This window comes from Pseudoalteromonas sp. (genome assembly GCF_036960685.1).
Classification (GTDB): Bacteria; Pseudomonadota; Gammaproteobacteria; order Enterobacterales; family Alteromonadaceae; genus Pseudoalteromonas.
Genome location: NZ_JBALXK010000023.1, coordinates 42183 through 68462 on the forward strand (window position 1 = coordinate 42183; position 26280 = coordinate 68462).

Consider the following 26280-nt stretch of genomic DNA (forward strand, 5'->3'; position numbering starts at 1 on the left):
TGCTCGTGTAAGTTGTGGAGTATTTTTACTTTATAAAGCCAGCTTGAGCTAATAAGCTCATTGAAATATCTGAACTTGCTGGTTGCTCTGCGCCTTTGATCAAGCGCTCTAAATAGCGGGCTATTTGATCGACTTCTAAGTTCACTTGTGTGCCAACTTTAAAATCGGCTATAGTCGTTTGCTCACTGGTGTGCGGCACAATGGTCAGTTTAAAGGTATTAGCGTCTACCGCGTTTACCGTTAAGCTAATGCCATCAATACACACTGAACCTTTATAAGGAATGTATTTCATCAATTGTGCATCGGTGCTGAGCCAATATTCAACGGCGCGGGCATTAGGTGTGATTGCGGTGATTGTTGCAATACCATCAACATGACCAGACACTAAATGTCCACCGAGGCGAGACACCGGTTGCATGGCTTTTTCAAGGTTTACTTTTTGCCCTTGTTTATAATGTGAAAAGCCTGTCAAACCAATCGTTTCATTAGATAAATCAGCGCTAAAGCCATCGCTGTGCTTTGCTACTACGGTTAAACACACACCGTTGGTTGCAATGCTGTCACCTAAATTGACATCCGCCATATCAAGGTCATTACTTTGAATGCGAATAGCTAAGTCGCCTTGTTTTTGCTGTAATTCGCTGATCGTGCCAGTCGCTTCAATGATCCCAGTAAACATAGTCGTTACTCTTTAAATAATTTGGTTAAGGCAATGCAACTAAACGCGGTATTGCAGTAATACGAATATCATCACCAATTAGTACACATTCGTTTATAGTTAAATCAACCGCCTCTTGCATAGAGGTCAGTTCCGCAAAGTTTAGTAAGCTTTTACCATCATTTCCTAACAATTTCGGCGCAAGGTAGACAATATACTCATCGATTAAATTATATTCAGCCATTTTACCCGCCAAGGTTGCCCCTGCTTCTAGCCAAATATGATTAAACTGTTGCTGTTGTGCCAATTGCCGTAATACGTCCTTTAAATCAACTTTATTATCTTTTGCAGGCACTACAATATGAGTTACGTAATGCGGCCATTGCACTGATTTATCAAGTTCAGTGGTGACAATTATTATCTCGCTTGCAATGCTAAATAAGGCTAAATCTGGCGTTAAACGATTTTGTGAATCGATAATGATACGCACAGGCTGGCGAACGGGTAATTGAGTCGGCAATGGTTGTGGCAGTTCATCAACACGCACATTGAGTTTTGCGTTATCAATTAATACGGTGTCTGCACCGGTTAAAATAGCGCAGCTTTGGGCGCGCTGTAATTGTACATCTTGACGGGCGGCAGTACCCGTAATCCATTTACTTTGGCCGTTTTTAAGCGCAGTTTTGCCATCGAGACTTGCCGCCATTTTACAGGTAACAAACGGCATTCCGTGTTCCATACGCTTTAAAAAGCCACGATTTAGCAATCGTGCTTGGGATTCTAATAAACCTGATGCAACCTCAATACCTGCATCGGCTAAAATGGCTAAACCTTTACCTGCTACTTGTGGATTAGGATCTACCATGGCCGCAATCACTTTGATCACCCCAGCAGCTTTTAAACCTTCAGCACAAGGTGGAGTACGGCCAAAATGGCTACATGGCTCTAAGGTTACATAGGCGGTGGCACCTTTTGCTTGTGTACCAGCCATTAATAATGCGTTAACTTCTGCGTGGCCTTGGCCTGCAACTTGATGAAAACCTTCACCAACAATTATATTGTTTTTTACCAACACGCAGCCCACATTGGGGTTAGGTGTCGTGGTAAACCGCCCTTGCTTGGCAAGCTCTATCGCGCGTGCCATATAAATTTGATCGTGTTCAGTAAATTTTGGTGGATGCATATTATTCCCCCAAACGGGCGATTTCCTCACCAAATTCGCGGATATCTTCAAATGAGCGATACACTGAAGCAAAACGGACATACGCTACTTTATCGAGTTTTTTCAGCGCTTCCATAATGCATTCACCAATTAAGTGACTTGATATTTCTCGTTCACCAGTGGCACGTAGTTGCGATTTGATAATGTTAACTACTTCATCAACTTGCTCAGTACTGACGGGGCGTTTTTCTAATGCGCGGTGAAGACCATTGAGTAGTTTGTCTTCATTAAATGGTTCACGGCTGCCATCTTGTTTGATCACTCTTGGCATTACAAGCTCTGCCCCTTCAAAGGTAGTAAAGCGTTCATGACATTCATTACATTCACGACGACGTCTTACTTGGTGACCACCGCCAACAAGGCGCGAGTCAATCACTTTGGTATCTTTTGCGGTGCAAAATGGACAATGCATAGGTATTAGCTTCCGTTAAAAAACAAAAAAGGCCGCTTTTAAGCGGCCTTTATAATAGCAAAAAACAACGCTATTGTGATCTAAATTACTGTCAGCTTAACAATTAAGCGTAAACAGGTAATTTTTTACAGATTGCTTTAACTTTCTCTTTTACTTGTGCTTGTACAGACTCATCATTGATGTTGTCTAGTACATCACAGATCCAGCCAGCAAGCTCTTTTGATTCATCTTCTTTAAAACCACGACGAGTGATTGCAGGAGAACCAATACGTAAGCCTGAGGTAACAAACGGTGAACGCGGATCATTTGGTACCGAGTTTTTGTTTACTGTAATGTTAGCATTACCTAGTGCTGCGTCAGCATCTTTACCAGTGATGTCTTTATCGATTAGATCAAGTAAGAACAAGTGGTTTTCTGTTTTGTCAGAAACAATTTTGTAGCCGCGCTCTTGCATTACTGCAACCATAGCTTGGGCATTTTTAACAACTTGTGTTTGGTAAACTTTAAACTCAGGTTGTAATGCTTCTTTAAACGCCACTGCTTTTGCTGCAATGATGTGACATAAAGGACCACCTTGGCCACCAGGGAATACAGCGCTGTTTAGCTTTTTGTAAATCGCTTCGTCGCCACATGCAGAGATGATTAGACCGCCACGAGGACCCGCCAATGTTTTATGAGTCGTTGTAGTAACAACGTGTGCATGAGGTACTGGGCTTGGGTATACGCCAGCAGCAATAAGACCCGCAACGTGAGCCATATCAACAAACAGGTAAGCACCTACTTTATCAGCGATTTCACGGAATTTAGCCCAATCAACAATACCTGAGTATGCTGAGAAACCACCGATGATCATTTTTGGCTTGTGCTCAAGAGCAAGTGCTTCAACTTGTGCGTAATCAATTTCGCCTGTTGCTTCATCAAGTCCATATTGGATTGCGTTGTAAAGCTTGCCAGAGAAGCTTACATGTGAACCGTGCGTTAAGTGACCACCATGCGCTAAGCTCATGCCAAGTACAGTGTCGCCCGCATCTAAGAGCGCTAAGAAAACAGCTGCATTCGCTTGAGAACCCGCATGCGGTTGTACGTTCGCGTAATCTGAACCAAATAACTCATTGGCACGGTCAATCGCTAATTGTTCAACAACGTCAACGTGCTCACAACCACCGTAGTAACGCTTGCCTGGGTAGCCTTCAGCATATTTATTAGTTAACTGTGATCCCTGCGCTTCAAGTACGCGTGGGCTACAGTAGTTTTCAGATGCAATTAGCTCAATGTGTTCTTCTTGACGAGCAGTCTCTTTGTTGATTGCGTCAAATAACTCTGGATCAAAATCCGAAATATTCATGCTACGTTCTAACATGGGGGCTCCTAGGGCAACGTGTATGGTATTTTTTAAAGGCTGAATTATACGCTGAAAACGTCAATTTGCCTACGGTGTAAAGATGAACATATTTAAACAGGGATTGAATTTAATTCACAGTGTTTTTGTAATGATATTTTTTTATTGAAACATAACTAAAATTAATAAACAGAACCAGTCGCCATTTATATTTTTAATGTTATCAGTCATTGCATTTACAGGCATTTAAACTAGGATTGTATGAAATGTAATCATGGATGATGAACTAATATATTATGCTCGCTAAACCTATCTACGAATCAATTCCTTATTTTTATATCGCTTTTGGTAGCTTCTGTATTGTCGCTTCCAGCGCCTTATTGCCAACGACATTAGGTGTATTATTATTTTTTAATGGTGCCAACATTTGGCGACTTCGCTCTAATGCGCGGCGAAAGGATCATCAAGTAAATCGTATTCGCGCTAATAAAAACTTTTACTATTATGAGTTTAAACCATTACTTTTGCTCATAACTGGAATTTTATTGATCCGCTGGATACCCTATAAATTTATTTACCCCGCAGGCGTGATGCTCTGTTGTTGTGGACTATTAATTTTATTTTTACGTATCTTGAACCGTCGCTCACGCGCATTGATATAAGTAAAATATTTTCATCTAACAACGCTAAAAACATAAAAAAAGCGGTATGACATCTCATCACACCGCTTATTTTATAAACTAACCATAGCGAGTAATCATTAACCTAATTTGGCTAATAAAATATCGCGCAACACGGTGTAGTCATTATTAATATCTTCAGCCAAACATGGTTTAGCTAATGCATCTGCTAATGGTTTTGGCATTTCAAGTTCAATATCAAGTATCTCTTCAACACTCTCTTTAAACTTCGCAGGGTGTGCTGTGGCTAAGAAAATACCAGCAGAATCAGCAGCTAAGTTAGCTTTAAGGCCCTGATAAGCAATCGCTGTATGAGGTTCAGCCACATAGCCTGTTTGTTGAATTTTTTTCATCACTGCTTGCGTGTCATTTTCATTGACGCTAGTTGAATAAAAGTCATCATAACTAAACCAATTGTTATCGAGCATGGTTTGTACGCGAGGCCAATTATTAGGTTTACTCACATCCATAGCATTTGATAGAGACTCAATTGTTGCGTTTGGTGCCCAGTTTTTATCAAGCATAAAGCGTGGCACCGTATCATTTTGATTCGTTGTTGCGCTTAATTTACCCACAGGTAAACCAATTACCGCACCAATCATCGCCGCGCACACATTACCAAAGTTACCACTTGGGACTGAGATATGCGCATTAGCACGTTGCGCTTTTGGCAGTTGTGCGATGGCTTCAAAGTAATAACACACCTGTGCAACTAAGCGACTGATATTAATTGAATTTGCTGAATTTAACCCTAAGCGCGATTTAACTTCATCGTCTAAAAAGGCATTTTTAACCATCGCTTGGCAATCATCAAAGCTGCCTTCAACCGCATAACAGTGAATGTTATTACCCAATGTTGTGAACAGTTTCTGCTGCGCTAATGAGATTTTTCCCTTTGGATACAGGATAACCACATCAATATTGGGCTTATTATAAAAGGCATGCGCAACCGCTGCGCCAGTGTCCCCTGAGGTTGCAGTGAGTATTGTGGTTTTTTCACCTTGGCTAAATTGTGCTAAGCACTCAGCCATAAAGCGCCCACCAAAGTCTTTAAACGCAAGCGTTGGACCATGAAACAACTCTAAACAGTAAATGTTCTTTTCAACTTCAACCAATTTTACGGGAAAGTTAAAGGCATTTTGTACCATCTGTGCAACGGTATCAGCTGGCAGTTCATCACCAATTAAGTGTGATAATATCTTGCTGCTACGAGTAACAAAATCCATATCTAGCAACGCATCGATATCAGCGATAGCGCCAAGTGACTCAGGAAAGAAGACCCCTTGGTTGCGCCCCAGCCCCGTTTTAACCGCTTCAACGAACGACACTTTTTGTGAATCATCTTTTAAATTATGTAATTGCATTATTAATTCCTTAAATTCTTATAACTGACGCGTGCCGGCGTTATCGAGCTTACATATATGGCAAAAGCCTTGCTCATTGATATAATTTTGTTCCAGCCACTGTGCGCATTGCTGCGCCGCTGCAAGTGTTTTACACACGGTAAATAAAGTAGGCCCAGCACCCGATATGCTAACAATTTCTGCGCCAAGCTCTGGTAATGCCGCTTTCGCTTCACGAAAGCCGTTGATCAGTGGTGCACGATGCGGCTCTGCTATTTCATCACTCATAATTGTGAGCGCCTCATCAAAGCGACTGGTTAGCAACAAGGTGCTAAAGGCTGATAAGCGCTGCGCAAATTCAACACTGGCATGCATGCTGAGTTGTTTTGGTAACACAGAACGTGCTTTAGCTGTGTTCAGTGAGAAACCAGGGAAAGCCGCCACATAGTACCAACTTTCATCAACCGGTAAGGCAATTGATTTGTTTGGAATTAAATCACCAGTTAGCTGCAAACCACCTAAGTAACAAGGCGTAATGTTATCGTAATGACGCCCGCCACTGACGATTGCTTCAAAGTCTGCCATTAACTCAATCAGTTGTACTTGGCTAAGTTTAGTGTCAGCAAATTTATCCAATGCAGCAAATGTGGCGACTACAGAGCAGGCACTTGAGCCTAACCCTGAACCAATAGGTAAATTCTTTTTCAGTTCCAATTTAACGCTTGGCATGGTTGGCGCAACATGTTCACGAAAATGCACTAAACATTGATACGCCAAATTTTCACTGGCGTCACTTGGGAGCTTGTGAGCGTATTCGCCTGAGCAAACAAACTCATCAGTCGTCGCGGCAGTTACCGCCACAACGTCACCTAATAATGTGCCGTCAATTGGCGCAAGTGCTGCGCCAAGAGCATCAAAACCTACTGCAAAGTTACCAATAGAAGCCGGAGCATATACTTCAATCATTGCTCTCTCCTAGCGCGAAAGTGTTTTTAAGATATCAGCAAATACACCCGCAGCCGTTACCGCAGAGCCGGCACCATACCCACGAATAACAAAGGGACGTGGTTGGTAGTATTCACTCAATATTGCTAATGCATTTTCACCATCACGAATAACTGACAACGCGTGTGAAGCATCCACAGCTTCGATGCCAACTTTGCAGTGACCAGCTTTAATCGTACCCACATAACGCAACACTTTCCCTTCGCTAGCCGCGCTTTGAATACGATCGTTAAACTGTGCATCTAAGCTTGGTAGTTTCGCCATAAATTCAGCAACGCTATCACCTTCGGCAAAGCCTGCAGGCACTACTGATTCAACTTCAATATCGCTCAGTTCTAATTTCATACCCGCTTCACGGGCAATAATTAATAGCTTACGAGCAACGTCAGTACCGGATAAGTCATCACGCGGATCTGGCTCTGTAAAACCACTTTCTTTAGCTTTGATTGTGGCCTCAGATAATGACAAGCCATCTTGCAGTGCGCCAAACATATATGACAGTGAACCCGATAAGATCCCGCTAAATTCAAGCAATTCATCGCCGGCACCAAATAGTGACTGTAGGTTATCGATAACAGGCAGGCCTGCACCTACGTTCGTTTCATATAAAAACTTACGATTGTTCTTTTGCGTTGCGGCAATTAGTTCTTGGTAATATGCGTATGAGCTCGTGTTGGCTTTTTTATTTGCAGCAACGACATGGAAGCCTGCATTTAAAAAGTCTACGTACTGCGCAGCTAAAGCATCCGCCGAGGTACAGTCAACTAGTACCGGGTTGATCAAATGGTTTTGCTTAACAAATTGCTCAACTAGTTTTAGGTCAAAAGCTTGCTCTGAGGCTGCTAACTTTTGCTGCCAATCATCAAAAGCAATCCCTTCGCTATCTAAGTGTAATTGACGAGAATTAGCCACACCGTACAAGTTTAGTTTGATGTTGCGTTTTTCAAGCCACGCCTGTTGACGCTCTAATTGTTGAATTAGCTCTTGGCCAACTAAACCGCAACCTAATAAAAACACATCAATTGACGGAATATGCGTGAAGAAGTTTTCGTGACACACTTTTACCGCATCGTTGCACAACTCGCCATCAATCACCGCTGAAATTGCACTCTCAGTCGAATCTTGTGCGATTGCCACAATGTTAACTTGTGCTTGCGCAAGAGATGCAAAAAACTTAGCCGCTAAGCCTTTATGAGCGCGCATATTATCACCGACTAGGGTAACGATTGCTAAGTTACGCTGCACATGCACAGGCTCAATTAAACCGGCTTGTGACTCAAGTTCAAAGGCACTTTGCAATGCTTCCAGAGCAAGCGGTAAATCTGATTCATGAACACAGAAGCTAATACTAAATTCACACGACGATTGAGTGATCAATACAATTGATACGTTATCATGGGCAAGGGCATTAAATACCTTCGATGCCATTCCTACTTTACCCTTCATGCCTGGACCTGACACAGTTAGCATGGCAAGGTTTTGTAGGCTAGATAACGCTTTTACCGGCTCTGATGACACATTGTCATTGCTGATCAATGATCCTTGCGCTTCTGGGTTATGGGTATTTTTAATTTCACACGGTACGCCCGCTTTAGCGCACGGTAGGATAGTTTTCGGGTGCAGTACTTTAGCGCCAAAGTAAGATAGCTCCATCGCTTCTTTATACGATAAGAAATCAACCTTTGTCGCTTTTTTAATATAACGCGGGTCGGCACTGTAAACACCGTCAACATCAGTCCAAATTTGGCACACTTGCGCTTCTAAACACGCCGCTGCGATTGCCGCAGAATAATCAGAGCCATTACGACCTAAAGTGGTTAGTTGCCCTTGTTCATTGCTGGCCGTGAAACCAGGCATGATGTAAATAGTGGCAGGGTTTGCTTTTAGTGCGGCTTGAAAACGAATTTTACTTGCTGCTAAATCAGCTTCAGCATCAATATGCCCTCCCGTTGATGCGATGCAATCTGTGGCTTCAAGGTAACGGGCGTTGTGTGAACTTAATAAGCATTGCATCAGAGATACGCTAACACGCTCACCAAAGCTAATCACATACGCGCGCACTTGATCAGGACAACACTGGATTAATTTAACGCCCGCTAATTTATTTTGCAGTTCATTTAGATCAGGCCAGTTCTGCACTTCTCCAAAGTCAGCTGCAACAGCGCTTTTTAAACCTTCACATCGTGTAACGAGTGCATCCCATTGCTCGCTATAATCCAGTCCCTGCTCTGCAGCACTTGCTAATGCAACCAGTGAATCGGTCATGCCACCAGGTGCAGACAACACCAATAACATTTCATCTTTTAGTTGTGCTTTTACTAACTGAGCTACCTGTTGCAAACATGCAAAGTCGGCAAGCGACGACCCGCCAAATTTTAATACGCGCATTTTTTATGTTTCCTCATCCCATAAAACGAAAAAAGGCCTGTGTTCTTAGTGAACACAGGCCTTTAAATTTGTTGCACCGACCTATGCCACTATCCAGTTAGAATGGTGGTTGTAATAATAATGGTCAATACGTGATTAATTGTTTTCATAGCCTTTAGACTGCCCTATATATGGCTATTCTGTCAACCCTAAATAAAAAGATAAATTATGCTTTTTGGTTATAAACAAATCTAATGAATGCCAAATTTATGCAGAATTGCATTTAATCTGGTTTTATCTATGGGCTTATCAATAAAATCAATAGCGCCTAATTTTGCAACTCGTTGTTTCATTGCATGTTGAATATCAGCAGAAATAACCAACACAAAACATTCTATTTTCTGCGCTTTAATTGCCTCAAGCACCTGCACGCCATCAATTTCTGGCATTGTTAAATCAAGACACAGTAAGTCAAAATTATGCGTTTTCATTAATTCTAAGGCTTCGCGGCCATTTTTTGCTTGCATAATATCTGCTGTAATACATTCATTTAAACAGCGCACAACCTGTTTGCGTGCTACTGTAGAATCATCACACACCAATACGGAAAAATTCATAATATTGACAACTAAAATATCGATAATAGATCACTGAGTGAGGCAAATCGTCACTCAAAAATCATAATGTTACAAAGTGATTGTGATTTTATAACACAAAAATTTAACAGCGATAAGCTTAAGTTTTTGCTAAAAAAAGAAAAATAGGCAATATACGGCTAAATAAGATTATTTTATTTATTTTTAAACATTTATTAGCTAACTTTAGTATTGAATGTACTCGTTGCTAGGGTATGAATTAAGCTTTGTGTAAAAAATAAAGGAGCTATGGGACACCCATGCTACAAAAAAGCCTGTCGAAGAAGCTACTTACCAGCGTGTTATCCGTCTACTTTTTATTAACTTTTGTAGTGACGTGCGGGCAAGTTATAGCAGAGTATGTGAACACGAAAGATTATATCCGTGATGAATTAACGACTTTGCAAAAAACATTCAGCCGCAGTTTAACGCGTGCTATTTGGGAGCTAAATACCAAACAAACCATCACTACCGCAGAAGGTTTATTAGCTATTCCCATGATCGAAGGCATTATTGTGCGTGACGACAGCGGTGAGATCATTTCGCAACTCGGCCGCTCTTTAGATATTCGCGAGCTCTACAGCCAACAATTAGTGCAAGAAGAAGCCATCATCGAAGATACCCCATCAGGTTTATTTGGTTATACCTTTCCATTGATCTTTGAATTTTCAGGGCGTGCCACCCAAGTAGGTGATGTAACACTGTTTTCAAGCCGAGAAGTGGTCTTTAGTCGTATTATGATCTCAATTTACTTTTTAATTGGTAATGCGATGATCAAAACCACTTTCTTGATCATTTTGTTTTTAATGGCATTTAGAAAATTGCTCACCGAACCCCTCGCGCAATTGACAGAGCAAATAGAAGACCTTGAGTTAAACGACCTCGAAGGACAACATATCGAGATTGAAACGAGTGAACACAACGAATTAAAAGTGATGGAAGAGTCGTTTAATAAATTAATCGATAAAGTTGTGCAATACCGCAAAGAACTTGAACATACACAAAAAAAATTAATGATCAGTAACGAAAAACTTGATCAACAAAATCTGCAACTAGAGCAGGAAGTGGCGCGTAAAACATCAAACTTGAGTCAAGCAATGATGGATTTACAGCAGCAAAAATACGAATTAGAAAAACAAAAACTAACGCTCACTGAAGAAATTGATTTACGCCGTCATACCGAGCAAGAACTACTCACTAAACAAACCGAAATGCAGCGTTATGTGGATGAGCTTAATATGGCACAAGAGCGCCTAGTTGGCTCAGAAAAAATGGCCGCATTAGGTGGCCTTGTTGCCGGTATTACTCATGATATTAATACCCCGGTAGGCATTGGTGTTACTGCCACTTCATTTTTACAAGAGCGCTTATTACAAATAGAAGCGGCTTACAAAGATAAAACGCTCTCCCCTAAAGCATTGGAAGAGTTTATTAATGATGCCAAACAAAGTACCAGTTTGCTTACTACCAATTTAGATCGCGCTTCTGAATTGGTTGCCAGCTTTAAGCAAATTGCTGTCGACCAAGCCAGTGAGGCGGTTCGTACTATTAATTTTAAAGAGTATTTAGGTGAAGTCATTCGCTCCTTACACCCTAAAATTAAACACACGACTCATCACATTAATTTAGATTGCCCAGACGATTTAACCTTAAATCTTCCTGCGGGGGCGATCAGTCAAATATTTACCAACCTGATCATGAATTCATTGATCCACGGTTTTGATGGTGTCAGTAACGGGATTATTGATATTGCGATTAAAGATGAAGACGACCAAGTAATTATCGACTTTAAAGATAATGGTAATGGGGTCACTGAGCAACAACTAGAGAAACTATTCGACCCGTTCTTTACCACTAAACGCGATCAAGGTGGCAGCGGACTTGGCACCCACATCACCTTTAACTTAGTCAAACAAACTCTCAGCGGTGAAATTGAGGTAACCAGCTCACCAGGAAAAGGCTTGCACTACCATATTAGTTTCCCCAAAGACATGCCAAAACCTTTGTCTATATTTAATAACTAGGTCGCGATACTGATTGTCTAAGACATTGCTTAATTGCTAAACGTTTGGCCAATCAGTCATTTGCGCATCAGCTTTTTATTGCTATGATTGGGCAAATTTACCGAATGGATCAATTTCCCTATGTGGTTTAGTAACCTTATTTGTTACCGCTTTAAACAAGACGTTTCATACACTCAAGAAGACTTTGATAAAGCCTTAGAACAAGATTTATTTCGCCCTTGTGGCAGCCAAGATTTAAGTACCTTTGGCTGGACAAAAGCCTTTGGTAAGCACGGTGATACGCTTTCTCACTTTTCACAAAAAAGCATTTTAGTATGCGCTAAACGTGAAGAAAAAGTACTGCCAGCATCTGTTATCAACGATATGGTTGCCGAAAAAATAGAGCTTATCGAAGCAGAAGAAAATCGCCCTGTTAAGAAAAAAGAAAAAGATGAACTAAAAGAAAACATTCTCCATAGCTTACTACCACAAGCATTTAAAAAATCGAGCTTACAGTTTGCTTTTATCGACCAAGAAAACGGCTGGGTAGTGGTCAATAGCGGCAGTTTCAACAAAGCAGAAGAGTTATTAGCTTTGCTTCGTAAATCACTAGGCACGTTACCGGTAGTACCTGCCTTTGCTAACTATGATTTAGACGTATTCTTAACTGACTGGTTAACTAACTTTAGCACGCCTGAAGGTTTTGCGATTGGCTCAGATGCAGAACTTGAAGAAGCCGATGACAGTGGCGCACAAGTTAAACTTAAAGGCCATGACCTTGCCTGTGATGAAGTAAAATCACACCTTGAAAGTGGTAAACGCGTTACTAAACTTGCCCTTGATTGGCAAGAGCGGCTTAAGTTTATGCTGCAAAACGACGGTTCAATTAAACGCCTTAGTTACTCAGAAACATTAAAAGAAGAGAATGCAGATATCCCTAAAGAAGACATGCTAGTTAAACTTGATGCTGACTTTATTCTTGCTTCAGAAGAAATAAAACAGCTACTTGAAGAATTAACTGCTGGCTTAGGTGACGTTGAAGACTTAGCCTAATTTAGGTTCAGGCTGTATTAAACACAAAAAGCGCCAATTGGCGCTTTTTTATTTGAAAATATAATAATTAATTAAATACCGACTTCACATCATCAAGCATGTCATTGTATTCATCACTTGAGAAAATATCTAACGATGGGATCACCCCTTTATCGATATAAGTTTGCAGTGCTGCCGACTTATCAGATACTTGTAAAATACCTTCCATAATTGCACCAATACGAATGAAGTCAACATAGCTAATATGCTCTGGACGATAGTTTGGATTTGCCCAACTTTCTGCTACTTCAACAAACTCATCAGTAAAATCCCACGCCCGCATAATAGCTCCACCAACTTTACCGCTGAGCTTTTGAATCGCATGCGCTAAAAAACTCGGATTGGCAAACACTTCTGGATGGCGTTCGGCTTCAGTTAAAATAGGTAATACGCCAATATTATACACAAGCGATGCTAAGGTTATGGTGTCGCGATTGAGTGATGTTTTTTTGTTTTCTGTTAAGAAAAACTCCATCAGTGTAATTGAATGGCAAGCTACTTTTAGCGTTTTTTGCCATGCTTTATCCATATAGCCTTTGATCAATTCATTATTTGAAACAAACAACTGCTCCATTGCCATCGCCGTCGCAATATTTTTAATTTGCCTTAAACCAATGCGAGTAACCGCCTGATTAAGGTTTGAAACTTTAACCGAGCGCCCCATAAACGCACTATTCGCAACTTTTATCATCCGAGCTGCTAAAGCTGGATCATGGGAAATAACATCAGCCATTTGCGCTAAATTTACATCTGGATTATCGGCTGCTTGGCGTACACGCACCGCAACCTCAGGTAAAGTTGGTAAAACTAACGTGTCATTATTAATACGATCAACCAAAATGGTCAGTAGTGCGTTTTCTGTTGACATAGATGTGCCATCCTTTTGTATTGATTTGTTTAAATACCAAATCATGGATTCTTATAGCTACAGTATTGTCTAAGTTACCGCTAAAGTTAAGGAAATTATAGAAATTAGTTTAGTTTATTTTTCTGCTAAAATTTATATCCCAAGGCCTTAGCACAACGCAACTTAGTAAACTTGCTATTTACGCATAAGATTTGCTTTAATGCTGACACAACATGGAAGCAGTAGTCCTTTGTACCTAGGGCATATATTCAATCCACTTTTTAACAGGCAACATAATGACTCTTAATAAAATAAGCCAATCACTGATCCTCAGCGGTGCCATTTTTCTCAGCGCATGTTCAGAGCAAGCCAGCACTTCGAAAACCTCTGCTGACGTTGCAACACCCACAAAGCAAACACAAACTAGCGGCCCACAATTAATCAACGCTGACGCTAATCGTCTCGATATCTATACCGACTTTAGCTTAACGACTGATTTATCACATTTAAGTGATAATCAAAAAGCCTTAATAGCAAAACTTATCGACGCCTCAAAAATCATGGACGACCTATTTTGGCGTCAAGCGTTCGGTGAAGATAAGGCAGCTTTTCTTGCTAAGATTAACGACCCTAAAGTACAAAAGTTCGCGGATATCAACTACGGCCCATGGGACAGATTAAATGGCGATCAAGCGTTTTTATCTGGCTATAAAGAAAAAACTGCCGGGGCACAATTTTACCCAGCCGATATCAGTAAAGAAGAACTAAACAACGCTGATGTAACAGATAAAAACGGTCTTTATTCTGTTATTAAACGTGATGAAAATGGCAAACTTTATAGCGTAGCCTACTCAATTGAATACGCGCAAGCTCTTGAGAAAGCAGCAAAACTATTACGTGAAGCAAGTAAACTAGCTGATGATAAAGAATTTGCTAACTACTTAAACTTACGAGCCGATGCGCTTCTAAGTGATGACTATCAAGCCTCTGATTTTGCTTGGATGGACATGAAGAATAACCCTATAGACGTGGTTATTGGTCCAATCGAAACGTATGAAGATCAACTATTTGGTTATCGTGCTGCTTTTGAATCGTATGTATTAGTAAAAGATCTAGCCTGGAGTGAACGCCTTGCTAAATTTGCGGCATTTTTACCTGAGTTACAAAAAGGTTTACCTGTAGATGATAAGTATAAACAGGAAGTTCCCGGCTCTGATGCTGACTTGAACGCATACGATGTTGTTTACTACGCAGGCCATTCAAATGCAGGAAGTAAAACCATCGCTATCAATTTACCTAATGATGAACAAGTACAGCTTGAAAAAGGCACTCGCCGCTTACAACTTAAAAATGCGATGCGCGCTAAGTTTGATAAAATTTTAGTGCCAATCTCTGAGCAGTTAATCGTTCCTGAGCAACGCAAACATATTACTTTTGATGCTTTTTTTGCTAATACCATGTTCCATGAAGTGGCTCACGGTTTAGGCATTAAAAACACCATCACTGATAAAGGCACAGTGCGCCAATCACTACAAGAGCACGCCAGTGCACTTGAAGAAGGCAAAGCCGATATTTTAGGTTTATACATGGTTGAGCAGTTACTTAACAAAGGTGAGATCACCGAAGGTACATTAGAAGATTACTACATTACTTTTATGGCGGGCATCTTCCGCTCAGTGCGCTTTGGTGCATCGAGTGCTCATGGTAAAGCAAATATGATCCGTTTTAACTTTTTCGCACAAGAAGGCGCGTTTTCTAAAAACGAGCAAGGCCTTTACAGCGTAAATATGGAAAAAATGGGTCTAGCAATGGCAAAATTATCTCGCTTGATCTTAACCTTACAAGGTGACGGTGATTATGAAAAAGTTGATCAACTGATTGCTACTCATGGTGATATTAAAGCAGAACTAGCTAAAGATCTTGAAAAGCTAAGCCAAGCTAATATCCCTGTAGATGTAACCTTTAAGCAAGGTAAAGATGTACTCGGCCTTAATTAATATGAGCTAAATTAGTTCACATAAAAAAAAGCGTTACACTGTAACGCTTTTTTACTCTGATTATTTATCAGCCTAATTATTTATCACTTATGACTTCACGAACAATCGGCTCTAGACTTGCCATTCCCCACTGCTTACCGGTTTCAATTGCAGACTCTATATCAGCGCCTTGCTGATGGGCTGAAATAGCCATTAAAGCACCAACGCGATTACTGCTTGCACAATGAACAATCACTGACTCACCTTTGAGTTGCTCTAAAAGACTGGCTAATCGTTTTGCATTATCAATGTTTACATCTTCTGCACCCGCAATCTCAATAGCGTGGTAGTTCATTCCTAAAGAGTTTACTAACGCCCCTTCATCCCAATCTTGCTCATTGGCTGCTCGTAAATTAATAACGTGCTTCACCTTGGCTTGCGATAGTTGCTTAAACTGCTCATCAGTTGGTTGCGCTGCTGAAAAAACCAAGTTGTTATGTGCTGCAAAGTTTTTAATATTGGCGTTATTTACCACTTCTATAGCTACTGGCTTCTCGCTCGCTATCACTGTTGAAGCAGCAATGGCTGCAATAAATACACTGGCACAAAGTTGCTTTATTAATTTCATACTATCCCCTAAAAGTAACTCATTCTGATTTTCAAAAATGCGTTTTTAATTGTTCTACTTGCTCATTAGTATAAGGGACACTCGCAAATTTTCCCCATACAGGCGCAGGCCATGCGGCGTCGCTTTTAAAGCGTGCGATATGGTGAATGTGCAACTGCGGCACCATATTGCCAAGTGCTGCAACATTGAGCTTATCTGGGTTAAACACTTCTTTAAGCAACTGACTTAATTTCGCTGATTCTTTCATTAGCATCAGCTGATCAACATCGTCTAAATCAATACTTTCTTTTAAATTTGGCTTTCGAGGTACCAAAATAAACCATGGGTATTGGCTATCGTTCATCAGTAATACTTTACACAAAGGCCAATCTGCCACTTCAATACAATCGCGGGCAAGCTCGGGGGCAAGAGTGAATTCAACCATTATTTTTATTCCATATAGAAAGTACTTTTCGCTACTTTATAGCATTTAGTTGCAGTTGCCCACGCTTGCCTTTACCATCATGACAGTTTTTATTCGAGCGAAGGTAAACACGTGTTAAAAAAAATTAAACACCTCTCATGCTTACTTCCTTTGGTGGTAACGACCATCACAGTACAAGCACAGCCACTTACGTTAGAACGTATTTTTGATGATCCTAGTTTAGCGGGTAAAGCCCCCGTGCAACTTAAGTTTTCACCTGATGGTAGCCGTGTTACCTATTTGCAGGGTAAAAGCGATGATTACAACCGCTATGATTTATGGGAATACAATTTAAAAGATAACAAAAATCGTATCTTAGTGGATTCTGCTCAGCTATTTTCTGGCCCAGAAAATCTCTCAGATGAAGAAAAAGCACGCCGCGAACGCCAGCGTATTTTTGGTAAAGGTATTTTAGAATACAAGTGGTCTAAGGATGGCAAAGCGCTGTTATTCCCACTTAATGGTGACCTGTATTATTACAATGTATCATCAGCAAAAAGCCGTAAACTTACAGATACCGAAGCGTTTGAAACAGACGCCCGCTTTTCACCAAAAGGGAATTTTATCTCGTTTGTTCGCGAACAAAACTTGTATGCGCTAAATCTAAAATCAGGTAAAGAGATTCAACTGAGTAAAGATGGTGGTGGCGTTATCAAAAACGGCATGGCTGAGTTTGTTGCGCAAGAAGAAATGGGCCGAATGACAGGTTACTGGTGGTCAGGCGATGAATCAAAAATAGCTTTCACCCGCATTGACGAAAGCCCAGTTAAAGAAGCTATTCGCAACGAAATTTACGCTGAAGAAGTTAAGTTATTCAACCAACGCTATCCATTTACAGGCACCAACAATGTAAAAATCCAACTTGGCGTTGTGGCTATTAACGATCAAAGTGTTGATTGGATAGACCTCGGCAAAGACGACGATATTTACATCGCCCGCGCTAAGTGGTTAGAAGACAATAAAACGCTTTCATACCAATGGCAAGACCGCTCTCAGCACACACTAGAATTACGTTTTTATAACAGCGACACAAAAGAGCAAAAAGTTGCGTTAACTGAAACCAGTGATACTTGGATCAACCTGCACTTTGACCTACAGTTTTTGAAAGACAAAAAACACTTTGTGTGGGCCTCAGAGCGTAATGGCTTTAAGCACTTATACCTTTACCGTACTAATGGTAAGTTAATCCGCCAAATTACCGATGGTGATTGGGTGGTTGATAGTTTAAAAGGCATTGATGAGAAAAAAGGCATTGCCTACTTTGCCGGACGCAAAGATACACCACTTGAAAGTCACTTATACAGTGTGCCGTTATTTAAAAAGGGTGATATTAAGCGTATTACCGAGCAAGGCCAATACCACAACGTAGTGATAGCTAAAGACAGTAAAACATTTATTGATAACAGCTCATCGGTAAATAAACCTGGCTCTGCTGCACTTCGTAAAATAAACGGTGAATTTATTACTTGGCTTGAGGAAAACAAGCTAGACAAAACCCACCCACTTACGCCTTACTTAGCAGATTTAGCCGAGCCAGAATATGGCACAATCAAAGCGGATGATGGCCAAGTAATGCATTATCGCTTATTTAAACCAGCCACTATAGCTGATGGTAAAAAGCACCCTGTACTGGTGAATGTGTATGGCGGCCCACACGCACAGCGTGTGACTAATAGCTGGCGCAGCAAAAACTTGTACTTCCAGTATATGGCGCAGCAAGGTTACGTGGTTTTCCAACTTGATAATCGTGGTTCTTACAACCGTGGTAAAAAGTTTGAAGATGCAATATACAAGCACTTAGGTGTGGTTGAAGTTGCCGACCAAATCAAAGGCGTGGAATTTTTACGCACTCTTGATTATGTAGACCCACAACGTATTGGTATTTATGGCCACAGTTATGGCGGCTACATGGCATTAATGACCATGTTTAAAGCTGGTGATTACTTTCAAGCGGGCGTATCAGGTGCACCGGTCACTGATTGGGCATTATATGATACTCACTACACAGAGCGTTATTTAGGACACCCTGAAAGCAACGCTAAAGGCTACACAGACAGTGCGGTATTTCCTTATGCTGATGGCTTAAAAGGCCCATTGATGATTTACCATGGTATGGCTGATGACAATGTACTGTTCACACATGCCACTAAGTTATTTAAACAATTGCAAGATAACGAAAAGCAGTTTGAGATGATGACTTACCCGGGCTCTAAACACAGCCTACGTGGTAAAAGTGTGCAAACACATTTACATCAAACAATTACCAGCTTCTTTAACCGTCACTTTGACGTTAAATAACACGGTGAAACTATTTAATAATTAAATTAAAGGCTGATTGTAAAATCAGCCTTTTTTTGTACAAATAAAAACTGCCCAGTTATTTATTATCTGCAATAACCGCTAATTACCTAGATTTTTATACCTTATTTACTACGCTTAATTATATTCGCGAACAATGCGAGCACACACAAAGGATCTTCTATGTCGTATCTACGCCGTTTTACAATTTTCCAGCGTTTAGCAATGCTGGTGAGTGTGGTAGTAATTGGCTTACTTTTCTTAAGTATTAGCAGCCTCACACAACAGTATAATTCACTAAAAACAGAGCAATACACAAAAACAAAAAATCTGGTTGAAGCCGCCCATAGCATTATTGGCCACGCTTACTCATTAGAGCAAAATGGCACATTCAACAAACAACAAGCACAGCAGCATGCACTCGATACTATTGCAGCTATGCGTTATGACGAAAACAACTATTACTGGATCAACGACTATCAACCCAACATGGTGATGCACCCAATTAAGCCTGACCTTATTGGTAAATCTTTAGCGAATAATAAAGACCCCGATGGCACACTACTATTTGTTGAAATGGTGAACATAGTAAAACAACAAGGTAGCGGCTTTGTGCCATACAAATGGCCAAAACCAGGCAAAGATCAGCCTGTAGATAAAATTGCATTTGTGAAAGGCTTTACGCCTTGGCAGTGGATCATTGGCTCAGGGGTCTATTTAGATACCATTGATGAAGCATTTTCCGAACTGCGCACCCTAGTGATCATCAATGCCAGTATTATTCTTATACTATTTATTGGTTTAAGTTACTTAATTGCCCGTAGTATTTTGCTGCCAACCCAACTTGCTGCCAATATGATGAAGGATATTTCACAAGGCGAAGGCGATTTAACGCAAGTATTAGATGAAAGCGGCAATGATGAAGTATCTCGTTTATCTCGATACTTTAATTTATATACTGCAAAAATTCGTGAATCACTCAAGCAAGTTGCCACTAATGCTTATGATGTAAATCATCATGCGCAAACTGTTGATGATGCCAGTAAAACCAACCATTCTTTCATCGAACTGCAAAACGACAGTTCAACTCAAGTCGCAGCTGCCATGGAGCAAATGACCCATCAAATACATGATGTAAGTCGTAATGCTGAAGCTGCCGAGCATGCAGCCGTTGATGCCGCAAGTAATGCCTCACAAGGTAAAGAGGTGGTTGCAAAAACGATTAAAGCCATTGAGACCCTATCTCACAACATTGAAACGGTAAGTCAAGTTACGGCTGATTTAGCCAATGAAAGTAATAATATTGGTTCAGTACTTGATGTGATCCGAGGGATTGCTGAACAAACCAATTTACTCGCGCTCAATGCGGCCATTGAAGCTGCAAGAGCGGGTGAACAAGGCCGTGGCTTTGCCGTAGTTGCCGATGAAGTACGCACGCTAGCGAGTCGCACGGGCAAAAGTACTGACGAAATTCAAGCCATGATAGCCAAACTACAAAAAGGCGCACAAGCGGCGGTTGAAGCTGTCACCGCGAGTCAGAAACTATCAACGAGCACCGTAGAGCAAGCGGGTTCTGCTAATAACTCGTTAACTGAAATTGAGCGACTGGTTTCGGTGATCACTGATATGAATGGCCAAATAGCCCGCGCAACCGAGCAACAATCAAGTGCCGCTGACGAAGTAAATTTACGCATTAATGAATTATCACAATCAACTGAGCATTCATTAGCAAATACAGCACAACTTTCTAGCGCCAGTGATAATTTAAAACACAGTAGCCAAGAATTAACTGATGTTGTGAGTCGCTTTAAGTTGGATTGATTAAACTCAACGGTAGGTAATTAATTTACAGCGATGATTGTAATAAAAAAAGCCCCGTCACCTTTAATGACGGGGCTTGTACTTACAAGTTAACTATAAATCAACGATAAGCTGACTATAAAAATTATAAACAGTAACGTACAAACAGGCTGCTTAAACCAGCAGCTGTAGGCTTGCCATGTTGCCAATCGCCACCTTCAACACCACTGCCAGCAATGTCCATATGCACATAGGGAATAGGCTGCGCTGAGTCAGTCCCATGCTTATCAAGGCCACCAACAATTGCTAAAAATGCCATAGGGAACTGGTGCCCACGAGCCGTAACTGCCGATGCTGCATTGTTACTTGATAGCACATCATCCGCAAGAGTCCGTGGTTTGATAAAGTCATAATCTTCACGGCGACTACGCGACACTTCAGCGCCATCAGCCCATAAATCACCACAATCAGCCAATTTACGAGAAATATTAGCAGCACGAGCTGGGCCATTTTCAACGTATGCACTGTATGGACCCATGGCACGGGCAGCGTGGCCAGTTAATGTCGCAACAGTAAAGAGCTCTGGATTCACTTGCGTTTTAGCGAGCTCTTTCATTTCGCTTAGTAAGTCACCCATAGCTAAACGACCTTCGGCATCAGTGTTACCAATACGTACTCGAACGCCTTCACGGCTGGTGATGATTTCATCTGGAACAAAGCAATCAGAGCCAATTGAGTTACGAACCACAGCTAAAAAGGCAATCACTTTAACGCCCTTAGGTGCGAACTCAGCAACTGATTTCATAAACCCAGCAACAGAAGCCGCGCCGCCTTTATCACGGCTCATACCCGCCATAAAGCCGCCTACTTTTAAATCCGCGCCACCGGTGTCGTACACTAAGCCTTTACCAACAAACATCAAAGTACGAGTAACATCACCTTCTGGTACATATTCGAGTTTTACAACACGCGGGTGATGACGCTCAACCGCGTATGAAGCGCGAGCTACCGTGCTCATCATTGGGTATTCTTTGTCTATAGTGGCGATATCGGCAATCACTTCAACAGTTACTTTAGAGCCTTTAAATAAATCGACGCAGTAATCAGCAAAGCGCGGTGGCGCCATACGCTCAGGTTCAGTACCACATAAATCACGCGCCGCGTATTGCCCTGCTGCAATCGCATTAACCGCTTTAATAGTTTGCTCATTGGCACCAAATAACGCAATTTGGGTAATTGGTTCGATACTTTCACCATGATGCTCACGCGCTTCTAATGGCTGCCAAAGAGCTTGGCATGCACCTAAATAGGCCACTTCTAAAGCATACTGATAACGGCTGTCTTGGCTTGCTTGTGGTAAATAAATAGCAGGTTTAGTACTGCCCGATGCTTTCGCCTCAATAATAGCGAGTTTAGCAGCATCAAAATAGCGACGGACATCATCATAATCACGGTTTAACGGGCCTGTTGGGGCTAAAATCACGCGTTTTGAGTCAACCACAAGGAATGTGACTTGTTTACCGATACGTGCATCTACGACCATTTGCGCTTTAATCGCTTGGCTTAGATTTGGATCGTCTAATTGTGAAAAATTATCGGCAATAATAATAAGCGCATCATGTTTTGCGTTATCTAATTGCGGGGCTGCAACTGCGTGAGGATATGCCATAAAAAGGTCCTGTTGTCGAAAAACTAAGGACCTTATTATCATTGATTTAAATAGCTATTGCCAGCAAAGCACGACAAGCTAATGTGCCGCTGGCAACTTGCAGTTACAGTGTAAAATAAATCCGTTACTCACTACCCACAGATTTGTTTTCTGCTCGGTGCTTTGCAATAACAGACCACGCTTCGAGCATCACCAATACGCTGATGATCAAAACAATAATATCCAATGTCACTAATAGCCAGTTACCTTGTTGGTAATACTCGCCAAGCTTGATCACTCCAGCAAAAAACGCCATCACTAACACAAAGCTCATCGGTATAAGTGTGTACTTAGCTGGGCGGTTTGCTTTGATCAACATCACCGAAATAACTAGCAAGGTTAAGCTCGCTAAAATTTGATTAGTTGAACCAAACAACGGCCAAATGATCATGCCACCACTGCCATCAGCACCACCAGCACCGAAGGCCAATAATAAACAACTTAGCACAGCAATCAGTGTGGCTATCACACCATTTTTAATCACTTTGATATTATAAATATCACCCCATTCTTGAATGATATAACGCTGCAGACGCACGCCTGAGTCCATCGTCGTGCCAGCAAACAACACCACCATAACGGCAAGCAATGTCGATGCAACTTCGTTGGAAATGCCCCAGCCAGTTTCAATAAGATTCGCACCACCGCTGACAAACGCAGCTACGCTACCGGCACCTAAATGGCTGTATATTTCATGCCATTCTTCGGGAGATACCGCCAGCGCAACACCACTTACCGCAACCAAAGTGATTAGCGCTAACATGCCCTCGCCCACAGCACCTAAGTAACCAACAAAACGACCATCGGTTTCTTTATTAAGCTGCTTAGAGCTAGTACCCGATGACACAATACCGTGAAAACCAGACACTGCACCACAGGCAATCGTAACAAATAGTAAGGGAATAATACTCGGAGTATCTATCGCCGTTTGAGTGTTAAACGCCGGTGCAGTGATATCAGGCATTGAAACAAACACGGCGCCATATAACAGCACTAAGCCCACTAATAATTGCATGCCATTGATGAAATCACGCGGTTGCAATAACATCCAAACCGGTAACAGTGATGCAATAGCTGCGTATATAAATAAAATAATGATCCAGTTAGCATTTGCGCTTAAACCAAATAGCTCATCAGGTAGAGTAATAGGCATGCTGCTACCCAAATAGATGGTGTAATATAAAATCCCCACGCCAATAAAACACAACGGAATAAGAGAGACTTTTTTACGCAACAATTGGCCAATCACGAGCGCCACCACAATTGCAGCCCAAGCAGGAAAAACCGCATTCGGACTACTGATAAATGATTTTGCAATCACCACCCCAAACACCGCATTGACCATTAATAACACCAGAAAAACCACAATCATAAATAACGCGCGGGTACGCTTACCAATCACGGTTTCTGACAACGCGCCCATGGATTTGCCTTTATTTCGGGCACTGGCCCAAAGTGCGCCCATATCATGCACACCGGCAAAAAATATAGTACCAAGTACGACCCATAAAACAGCTGGCACCCAGCCCCAGTAAACAGCAATCGCAGGACCAACAATTGGCGCGGCCCCCGCGACAGAGGTAAAATGATGCCCCCAAAGCACCACTTTATTGGTAGGCACAAAATCCTTACCATCTTCGAGTTCATGTGCTGGGGTGACAAAACTGTCATCCATTTTGAAAATCTTTTCGGCGATAAATTTAGAGTACACAAACCAACCGAAAAGCATTCCAACCATACCCAGCAGTACAATAACAACTGATTGCATAGCGCTCTCTCTTATTGTTAACCTTGGTTATATAAATGTGTGTTGTTCATTTTCTACACTAGCAAGACTTGAGTAAAAAACACTCTAAATCTTTAGTCTAATATACTTAACTGAAGATGCTGTTGCGGCTCATTTTTTACGCCAATCCCGATACCAAGTAATCGTACCGGTTGCTGCTGACCACGCTGATACGCTTTGCTTAGTAGTTCAGTAAATATAGCTGTGTCAATTTGATGATAGAACTGATCTGCCGATGTCACCACAAAATTGGCAAATTTTACTTTCACACTGAGTTTATTGATGCGTTGTTCTAATTGCTGTTTTGCTAATCGCCGAGTCAACTCCTCTAACAAAATAGGTAACTGATCTAGGCATTCTTGTAAGCTGGTTTTATTGTATTCGTAGGTATGTTCAACGCTTAACGATTTACGCACACGCTCGGTGGATACTTTACCAATATGTAAGCCTGCACATTTTTGATACAGCGACACACCAAAATTACCGACATGCTGTTGCATCCAGTTCACGCCTTTTTCGCACACATCGGCACCTGTGTATAAGCCCTTTAAGTTAAGCTTTTCCAAAGTGACCTTACCAACACCGGGTATTTTTCCCAAAGGCAATTGCGCCAAAAACTGATCAACTTGCTCAGGTAACACCACAAACTGGCCATTTGGTTTGTTTTCGTCACTGGCAATTTTGGCAATAAATTTGATTGGTGCCACCCCTGCTGATGCCGTTAAGCCAGTGGCAGCAAAAATATCAGCACGGATTTGCTGCGCCATTAATGTCGCACTGCCTTTACACGCAGTACTATCAGTTACATCAAGGTAAGCTTCATCTAAAGAAAGTGGTTCAATTAAATCGGTATAACGCTGAAAAATAGCGCGAATTTGTTGAGATATTGCTTTATATACCTGCATACGACCGGGCACAATAACTAAATCAGGACAGCGTTGTTTAGCATGATAGTTAGACATAGCCGAGCGCACACCGTATTCACGAGCAATATAATTGGCCGTCGACAGCACCCCTCTTCTACTATTACCACCAATAGCCAACGGCACATTAGCTAACGCTGGATTGTCGCGCATTTCAACCGCGGCATAAAAGCAATCCATGTCGATATGAATAAACTTTTTCATTCCCAAAACCAAACAACTGTACGTATGAACAGTTATTATTAATTAACTTTACTCTATAAGCAAGTTATCAACTGGGAGATTCTCCTTCTATATTTTTCTTGCGTGAAAATAATCTATGACCAAACAACCAAAAAGCGCCTTCGAATAAAAAGCCAAGGATCACTAATGCGATAGCACCTGATGCATTACCCATTGCATAACACACAATCGCTAAACACAACAGCGCTAGTAGGGCCAACCATTTGGTAATTTTTGCTGCAACTAAGTTCATAATTTGCTCCTTTAAATTATTAAAAATATAGCCAAACCACCTCAAAATGGGGTTAGGATATAGTTATCATTTACGTAAGCGTGAACTACTAAAGTTAGCATGTTTTGATGATTTTTCTAATTTTCTTGAGCTAAAAGCAGCATATTGCTAACCTGAGTATTCATTACAGTAATCGAGTTTGTTTATGCAATCGTTTATAGAACAACACCCTATTCACACCAAAATTAATGTTGCTTGGGGTGAAATGGATGCCTTACAACACGTTAATAATGTCGTTTATTTTCGTTATTTTGAAACTGCCCGAATTGATTTTTTTAACCAAATTAATCTGCTCGAAGACTTACAAAAAACCGGTGTCGGTCCTGTGATCAGTGAAAATAACGCCCGTTATAAGCGCCCAGTTACTTTTCCAGATACAGTACTTGTTGGCGTTACAATCAGTGATATTCAAGCTGATCGCTTTATGATGCATTACAATGTATTTAGCCAAGCACAAAACGCGTTGACGACTATTGGCTCATCGCAAGTGGTGATGTTCAATTTTAAAACTGGCAAAAAAGCCAATTTAAGCGAGCCTCTTTTAGCTGCTCTTAAAATCTACTCGCAAGATTAAATAAGGA

21 protein-coding genes are annotated in these 26280 nt (G+C 41.2%); 6 read left to right on the top strand and 15 right to left on the bottom strand.

All coding sequences use genetic code 11. The features are described from left to right. Positions 1-25: 25 nt before the first annotated feature. The 8 genes from V7783_RS16870 to V7783_RS16905 all read right to left on the bottom strand — a co-directional run bounded on the left by V7783_RS16870 (position 26) and on the right by V7783_RS16905 (position 9643). Positions 26-679, bottom strand: a complete 654-nt coding sequence (locus tag V7783_RS16870) for a riboflavin synthase (RefSeq protein ID WP_335679709.1) — start codon at positions 677-679, stop codon at positions 26-28. A gap of 25 nt (positions 680-704) precedes the next feature. Continuing rightward, a complete protein-coding gene (ribD, locus tag V7783_RS16875; RefSeq protein ID WP_335679710.1) occupies positions 705-1841 on the bottom strand; it encodes a bifunctional diaminohydroxyphosphoribosylaminopyrimidine deaminase/5-amino-6-(5-phosphoribosylamino)uracil reductase RibD in 1137 nt (378 codons plus the stop codon). 1 nt (position 1842) lies between these two features. Continuing rightward, positions 1843-2292: a transcriptional regulator NrdR gene (nrdR, locus tag V7783_RS16880; protein WP_016708083.1), complete on the bottom strand. Its 450-nt coding sequence runs from the start codon at positions 2290-2292 to the stop codon at positions 1843-1845. Between the two features lie 103 nt (positions 2293-2395). Beyond that, the gene (glyA, locus tag V7783_RS16885; RefSeq protein WP_335679711.1) at positions 2396-3652 is read right to left on the bottom strand and encodes a serine hydroxymethyltransferase; all 1257 of its coding nucleotides are present in this window, start codon (positions 3650-3652) and stop codon (positions 2396-2398) included. Positions 3653-4391: 739 nt separating this feature from the next. Then, positions 4392-5675 carry a threonine synthase gene (gene thrC / locus V7783_RS16890; RefSeq protein ID WP_335679712.1) on the bottom strand — a complete coding sequence of 428 codons (1284 nt, stop codon included), beginning with the start codon at positions 5673-5675 and terminating at the stop codon, positions 4392-4394. Positions 5676-5693: 18 nt separating this feature from the next. Beyond that, a complete protein-coding gene (gene thrB / locus V7783_RS16895; RefSeq protein ID WP_335679713.1) occupies positions 5694-6620 on the bottom strand; it encodes a homoserine kinase in 927 nt (308 codons plus the stop codon). A 9-nt stretch (positions 6621-6629) separates the two neighbouring features. Further along, positions 6630-9047, bottom strand: coding sequence for a bifunctional aspartate kinase/homoserine dehydrogenase I (thrA, locus tag V7783_RS16900; protein WP_335679714.1), 2418 nt, complete (start codon positions 9045-9047; stop codon positions 6630-6632). A 230-nt stretch (positions 9048-9277) separates the two neighbouring features. Then, entirely contained in the window at positions 9278-9643 is a 366-nt protein-coding gene (locus V7783_RS16905; RefSeq protein ID WP_335679715.1) for a response regulator, read from the bottom strand. Between the two features lie 278 nt (positions 9644-9921). Between V7783_RS16905 and V7783_RS16910 the strand changes: the two genes are divergently transcribed. Beyond that, on the top strand, positions 9922-11685 hold the full coding sequence (locus tag V7783_RS16910) for a sensor histidine kinase (RefSeq protein ID WP_335679716.1): 1764 nt from the start codon (positions 9922-9924) through the stop codon (positions 11683-11685). A gap of 120 nt (positions 11686-11805) precedes the next feature. Further along, entirely contained in the window at positions 11806-12717 is a 912-nt protein-coding gene (gene rdgC, locus V7783_RS16915) for a recombination-associated protein RdgC (RefSeq protein ID WP_335679717.1), read from the top strand. Between the two features lie 67 nt (positions 12718-12784). On the opposite strand, the gene V7783_RS16920 is transcribed toward rdgC, so the two are convergent. Next, positions 12785-13624, bottom strand: coding sequence for an HDOD domain-containing protein (locus V7783_RS16920; protein ID WP_335679718.1), 840 nt, complete (start codon positions 13622-13624; stop codon positions 12785-12787). Positions 13625-13899: 275 nt separating this feature from the next. Between V7783_RS16920 and V7783_RS16925 the strand changes: the two genes are divergently transcribed. Beyond that, a complete protein-coding gene (locus V7783_RS16925; protein WP_335679719.1) occupies positions 13900-15600 on the top strand; it encodes a dipeptidyl-peptidase 3 family protein in 1701 nt (566 codons plus the stop codon). Positions 15601-15676: 76 nt separating this feature from the next. Here the strand turns inward: V7783_RS16925 and V7783_RS16930 are convergent, their stop codons facing one another. Both V7783_RS16930 and V7783_RS16935 read right to left on the bottom strand, forming a co-directional pair. Next, entirely contained in the window at positions 15677-16207 is a 531-nt protein-coding gene (locus V7783_RS16930; RefSeq protein WP_335679720.1) for a hypothetical protein, read from the bottom strand. A 31-nt stretch (positions 16208-16238) separates the two neighbouring features. After that, positions 16239-16631, bottom strand: coding sequence for an HIT domain-containing protein (locus tag V7783_RS16935; RefSeq protein WP_335679721.1), 393 nt, complete (start codon positions 16629-16631; stop codon positions 16239-16241). A 111-nt stretch (positions 16632-16742) separates the two neighbouring features. Here V7783_RS16935 and V7783_RS16940 point away from each other — a divergent pair, with 111 nt between their 5' ends. Together V7783_RS16940 and V7783_RS16945 are read left to right on the top strand one after the other, a co-directional pair. Next, positions 16743-18968, top strand: a complete 2226-nt coding sequence (locus V7783_RS16940) for a S9 family peptidase (RefSeq protein WP_335679722.1) — start codon at positions 16743-16745, stop codon at positions 18966-18968. Between the two features lie 183 nt (positions 18969-19151). After that, complete coding sequence (locus V7783_RS16945; RefSeq protein WP_335679723.1) at positions 19152-20789, top strand: methyl-accepting chemotaxis protein; 1638 nt, start codon at positions 19152-19154, stop codon at positions 20787-20789. Between the two features lie 124 nt (positions 20790-20913). Here V7783_RS16945 and V7783_RS16950 read toward each other — a convergent pair whose 3' ends face one another. The 4 genes from V7783_RS16950 to V7783_RS16965 all read right to left on the bottom strand — a co-directional run bounded on the left by V7783_RS16950 (position 20914) and on the right by V7783_RS16965 (position 25660). Further along, complete coding sequence (locus V7783_RS16950) at positions 20914-22437, bottom strand: M17 family metallopeptidase (RefSeq protein ID WP_335679724.1); 1524 nt, start codon at positions 22435-22437, stop codon at positions 20914-20916. Positions 22438-22561: 124 nt separating this feature from the next. Beyond that, entirely contained in the window at positions 22562-24244 is a 1683-nt protein-coding gene (locus V7783_RS16955) for a carbon starvation CstA family protein (protein ID WP_335679725.1), read from the bottom strand. A 92-nt stretch (positions 24245-24336) separates the two neighbouring features. Beyond that, on the bottom strand, positions 24337-25389 hold the full coding sequence (gene dinB / locus V7783_RS16960) for a DNA polymerase IV (protein ID WP_335679726.1): 1053 nt from the start codon (positions 25387-25389) through the stop codon (positions 24337-24339). A 67-nt stretch (positions 25390-25456) separates the two neighbouring features. Continuing rightward, complete coding sequence (locus V7783_RS16965) at positions 25457-25660, bottom strand: hypothetical protein (protein ID WP_335679727.1); 204 nt, start codon at positions 25658-25660, stop codon at positions 25457-25459. Between the two features lie 184 nt (positions 25661-25844). Between V7783_RS16965 and V7783_RS16970 the strand changes: the two genes are divergently transcribed. Next, the gene (locus tag V7783_RS16970; protein ID WP_335679728.1) at positions 25845-26273 is read left to right on the top strand and encodes an acyl-CoA thioesterase; all 429 of its coding nucleotides are present in this window, start codon (positions 25845-25847) and stop codon (positions 26271-26273) included. The last annotated feature ends 7 nt before the right edge of the window (positions 26274-26280 follow it).